We start from the raw sequence: 2,784 nt of genomic DNA, 5'->3' as shown, positions 1-2,784 counted from the left end.
TTACTATATATAACGCTAGGTGCTGTCGGTTGGGGTTGGGGAGCTGTGATGTTGGTACCTTCCGCGACCGGCCCCCGCATGCTTCTCGTTCCCTTCGGCATTATTCAATATTCTCCGTAACACCTGGCCGGTCTAGCCCGATCGAGTATCGCGGAAGATGATCATCTGGTCACCGCGTGCGTTGCTCGAGCCGGCGGAGCTTCGCGGCGGCGGGACCGCCGGGTGAATTAGGAGCGCGTGACCGCCCCTGCCCGCCTCGCCGGCTCCTCGTCGAGGCGTCGGACAGGGCGCGGGGCGGCTTGGTCGAGCGGTGCGTCGGCTGCTTCCGATCCGCTCCGCCGGTGCCTGGCTTAATGGGAAACGGCATTCTCGCCCGGACGGCGGTCCGGAGATTCACCGCGCCTCTGGTGGGCCGGAGCGTGCGGATTTCTTCGCCTGGGCGTGGCTACCGGTCGATTACCCGATTCTCGATCCGGCCCGGCGCCCGGACATCAGGGCGCGACGACATCGTCCCGGCGTTGGATACCGAATGTGTAAACACCTTTGGGCGCAATAGCCGGACGCCGGCCGGGAACAGCCCACCTGTTCAGGGCACCCGGCATGGATCGTTTCTGGTCCGCCGTGGGCTTTCGCCGCGGGAGCGGATCTTCTTCGGTACGGCCGTGATCCGCACGGCCCCACCGAGCACACGGCCCCACCGAGCACACGGCCCGTGGATCCGGCGAGAGCGCGCGATGCGACTGGTCCGACGCGGCCAGGAGTGGCACGCTTCACACCAGTGCCGACGGGCCGTGCTCGATACGGTCCCGCTCGAACGCGGCCCGGTCGATGTGCGGCACTGTCGATGTGCGGCACTGTCGAGGCCGATGTGCGGCCCGGCCGAGAGGAGGGCCGGTGATCTCGCCGACCACCGTCAACCGGACAACGGCGGTTCCCGGGACGTGTTCGTCCCGGACCCATGAGGTGACGAACCAGCCTCCGCCCCTCGTGGGGCACGATGCGGCGGCCGATCCGGCGCTACTGGCGGCCCTCGCGCGGGAGGGGGCCGGCTGGCATGCGGACGATCTGCATCGACTCGGTCGGTTGGCCGGCACCGAGGAGGCCGCCCGCCAGGCCGACGAGGCGAACAGGTTCCCGCCGCAACTGCGCACTCATGATCGTTATGGGTTTCGCGTCGACGAGGTGGACTTCCATCCCTCCTGGCACGCCCTGATGGAGGTCGCGGTACGGGAGGGCCTGGCCGGGGCGCCGTGGGCCGACCCGCGTCCCGGCGCCCATGTCGCCCGCGCCGCGGACATCCTGGTCTGGGGCACCGTCGAGCAGGGCCATCTGTGCCCGGTGTCGATGACCTACGCCGTGGTGCCGGCGCTGCGCGCCGCCCCGGAGCTCGCCGCCCGCTACGAACCGTTGCTGACCAGCCGCGTCTACGATCCGGGTTTGCGCCCACCCGAGGGCAAGGCCGGCCTGCTGGCGGGCATGGGCATGACGGAGAAGCAGGGTGGCTCGGACGTCCGTGCTAACACGACGACGGCGACGCCGGCGGGCGACGGGACCTATCGGCTGCGGGGGCACAAGTGGTTCACCAGCGCCCCGATGAACGACGTCTTCCTGGTCCTGGCCCAGGCCCCCGGTGGCCTGTCCTGCTTCTGGGTGCCACGGGTGCTTCCGGACGGCGCCCGCAACACCTTTCGCATCGCGCGGCTGAAGGACAAGCTCGGTAACCGTAGTAACGCCAGCGGCGAGCCGGAGTTCGACGACACGGTCGGTTGGCTGGTCGGCGAGGAGGGCGCAGGGGCCCGGGCCATCATCGAGATGGTGGCGATGACCCGGCTCGACGCCAGCCTCGGCTCGGCGGCGGGGATGCGTGCGGCCGTCATGGCGGCCGCCCACCACGTACGTCACCGACGCGCGTTCGGGAGACTACTCATCGATGCTCCGCTGATGCGCAATGTGCTCGCCGATCTCGCCCTGGAGTCCGAGGCCGCGACGACCCTGGTGCTTCGGGTGGCGGGCGCGGTTGACCGGGCGGCCCGTGGCGATCGTCAGGAACGAGCGTTCAGACGGTTGGCGATCGCCGTCGCGAAGTACTGGGTGTGCAAGCGTTCCCCGGCGCTGGCCGCCGAGGCGCTCGAATGCCTGGGAGGTAACGGCTACGTGGAGGAGTCCGGGATGCCGAGGCTCTACCGCGAGGCGCCACTGAACGGTATCTGGGAGGGCTCGGGCAACGTCAACGCGCTCGACGTGCTGCGCGCGGTCACCCGGGAACCGGCCAGCCTCGCCGCCTTCGCCATGGAGATCGACGCGGCACGTGGCGCGGACCGCAGGCTGGACGCGGCCTGGGCCCGGTTGCGCGGTGTCCTCGACCGGTCCGAGGACGCGGAGTTCGCCGCCCGGCGCATCGTTGAGCGACTTGCCGTCGTCCTGCAGGGCTCCTTGCTGGTGCGCTACGCCCCGGGCGCCGTGGCCGACGCGTTCTGCGCCACGAGAGTCGCCGGTGAGGGGGGACTGGCCTTCGGCACCCTGCCTGATGCCGCTGATGTGCCAAACATTCTCGGCAGAATTCCACCGATGGGCGCCTGAGATGATTCGCTCGGTGTTTCCTGACCTTGGCGGATAGGTACTAGAAACTCTCCGTAATCAACGCTGCGCCATCAGGTGGGGGATGTGCCCCTAGGGGGACGTAATGAAGTAACAAATACGTGATCGAGAGCATCATCGCAGGTCACAGGCCTGTGGAGGGTTCGAAACGCGCAAGTTATTTCATTTCGACTCCTAGGGTGGAGG

General features: G+C 68.6%; 1 protein-coding gene. It reads left to right on the top strand.

Features of this window, described 5'->3' with window-relative positions; all coding sequences use genetic code 11:
- Window positions 1–894 precede the first annotated feature (894 nt).
- A complete protein-coding gene (locus tag ACY45C_RS18395) occupies window positions 895–2,580 on the top strand; it encodes an acyl-CoA dehydrogenase family protein (protein ID WP_462188814.1) in 1,686 nt (561 codons plus the stop codon).
- Window positions 2,581–2,784 lie beyond the last annotated feature (204 nt).

Source organism: Frankia sp. CcWB2, from assembly GCF_977927585.1.
This window is presented reverse-complemented; position numbering and strand designations above follow the sequence as displayed.